This window comes from Thermogutta sp., assembly GCF_039793925.1.
Taxonomy (GTDB): domain Bacteria; phylum Planctomycetota; class Planctomycetia; order Pirellulales; family Thermoguttaceae; genus Thermogutta.
Genome location: NZ_JBAMME010000357.1, coordinates 1 through 2,219, shown reverse-complemented (window position 1 = coordinate 2,219; position 2,219 = coordinate 1). Strand labels below are relative to the sequence as shown.

The following is a 2,219-nucleotide window of genomic DNA, read 5'->3' as shown; positions in this document are numbered from 1 at the left end:
CCATCGCCCAGGCGCAGGCCACCGCCATCGCCCAGGCGCAGGCCACCGCTCAGGCACAAGCTGCCGCTACCGCTCAGGCGCGGGCCACGCTGAACGCAAGGCCTGGCAGTCAATTAGTGACTGTGCGCGCAGATCAGAACTGGCAGGACACTGGAATCATCTTGCAGGAGGGTGATTTCGTTACTGTGAGTTATGTTTCAGGTCGGTGGTCACCCTGGTCAGGCCACTGGATCGATGCAGGGGGAAATCCGGGCTCCACTGATGGAGCGAACCTCATACAAGGTGTGCCACATGCGGGTCTGATTGGACGCATTGGTCAAGGGCAACCGTTTTTTATCGGCAGAGAAATCACTTTCTACGCTGCAGACTCGGGAATTCTGTATTTGCGAATCAACGATAAGCAGATCGCGGATAACTCGGGCAGCATTGTGGCCAAAATCCAGATTGGCTCTTCCGAAGCGGGGTTAAAGCCGGAGGACTATGATTGGGTGCGGCGTACTCCGTCTCGCTCTCCGAGTAGCAGAGGCAATTATGCTGTTGCGTATGACAGCAGGCGCAAGGTCATTGTGCTATTTGGCGGTAGTTCTGGTAGCACCACCTTTAATGATACTTGGGAATGGGACGGCGAAAACTGGTATGAGATGCGGACACAAATAACTCCATCGGGCTCATGGAGCGCGGTTATGGTTTATGACCCAAAGCGAGGGGTAATCGTGCTTTTCGGCGGCCTGGACAGTTCGGGACATCCTCATAATGAGACATGGGAGTACGATGGGAACTCGTGGAGGAAAGTAGAAACGGCTACTTCTCCATCTCCTCGAAGGGAGAGTTGCGCTGCATATAACTCGGAGACAGGCGAAGTGGTCCTTTTTGGAGGCAACAACGGCGCTGGCGAGTTCTACGGCGACACATGGGTCTATGATGGTACCAACTGGACCTTGCGTACATCCTCAAGGGCGCCATCGGCACGGAGTTTATGCGCGATGGCGTACCAACCCGGTCAAGGCACCATCCTCCTGTTCGGAGGATGGAACAATTCTGCTTCTATGAGCGATACCTGGGAATGGACTGGCAACGAGTGGAAAGAGCTTACACCGCCGACAAAGCCACCGGCGCGTGGCGGTCATACTATGGTGTACCATGACCGGCTTGGCCTCGTTTTGATGTTTGGCGGCGACCGTGGCAGGTGCTCCACGTTATACGAGGATATGTGGGCCTGGAATGGTAGTACGTGGAACCCGCTTGCTCCAACCAGGCCTGGCACTCACTCCGTGATCGCATCTGCGTATATGCCTGACCGAGATGCCATACTCTTGTTCGGCGGCTGGGCTGGCGGCAATGGGATTTGCCGCGTGACATCCGATACCTGGGAGTTCATTAGGCAGAACCGGTGACGGGAGGAACTGTGAATATGAATGTCGGAAAGTACATATATTACCTCTTCTCCATTGGTGAGTTAATTCTTGGCACGAGCAACTGGGTGACGGCAATGAGTCTTTTCCTGCCACATAGTTCCTCCAAGTCTGCGATCATTCAGTTCCGTAAGAGCAAAGTCCTGCTTCGCGTTCGCGGTGCTATGGACTTGTGGATCGCCAAGGAGACATTCTTGGATCGATTCTACGAACGGTATGGCACTGTCGTGCAAGACGGCTGGGTAGTGGTGGACATCGGGGCAGGAATTGGCGATTTTTCTATCTCGGTAGCAAAGGGCCGACCATCTACTCGCGTCTACGCTTTTGAACCATTCCCCGAGTCCTTTGCTCTGTTACAGGAGAATCTCCAACTGAATCAAATAATCAATGTCCAGGCGTTCCCACAGGCTATTTGTGGCGAATCGGGAACGCTCTACCTTGATCTCTCAAAGGGAGAGCCGGTTCAATTTAGCACTACAAAGGTCGCAGAGCCTGAGAGAACTCTGCCTGTTCCCTGCCTATCTCTGGGAGACGCCTTTGCCCTTCTGGGAATAGATTATTGCGATCTACTCAAACTTGATTGCGAAGGTGCAGAGTATGACATTTTGTTCAACGCACCTCATTCGGTCCTCCATAAGGTACGACATATTATCATGGAGTACCATGAGGGAATAACCCCTTATGGTGCTCAAGACCTGATTATCTATCTGAGCGAGAGAGGGTTCGACGTACACACCTATCCCAACCCCGTGCATCGCCATCTCGGGTTCCTGTATGCATTTGTGCCATCAGGGCCAGCAGGCAGAA

Annotated in this window: 2 protein-coding genes; both read left to right on the top strand. The window is 53.5% G+C overall.

What is annotated here, in order from left to right:
* Nucleotides 1-1,394: kelch repeat-containing protein (locus ABJK56_RS19370; protein WP_347246336.1), on the top strand; the 1,394-nt coding region annotated here is incomplete at its 5' end.
* A 17-nt stretch (nt 1,395-1,411) separates the two neighbouring features.
* The coding region (locus ABJK56_RS19365) for an FkbM family methyltransferase (protein WP_347246335.1) at nt 1,412-2,219 on the top strand (808 nt) is incomplete at its 3' end.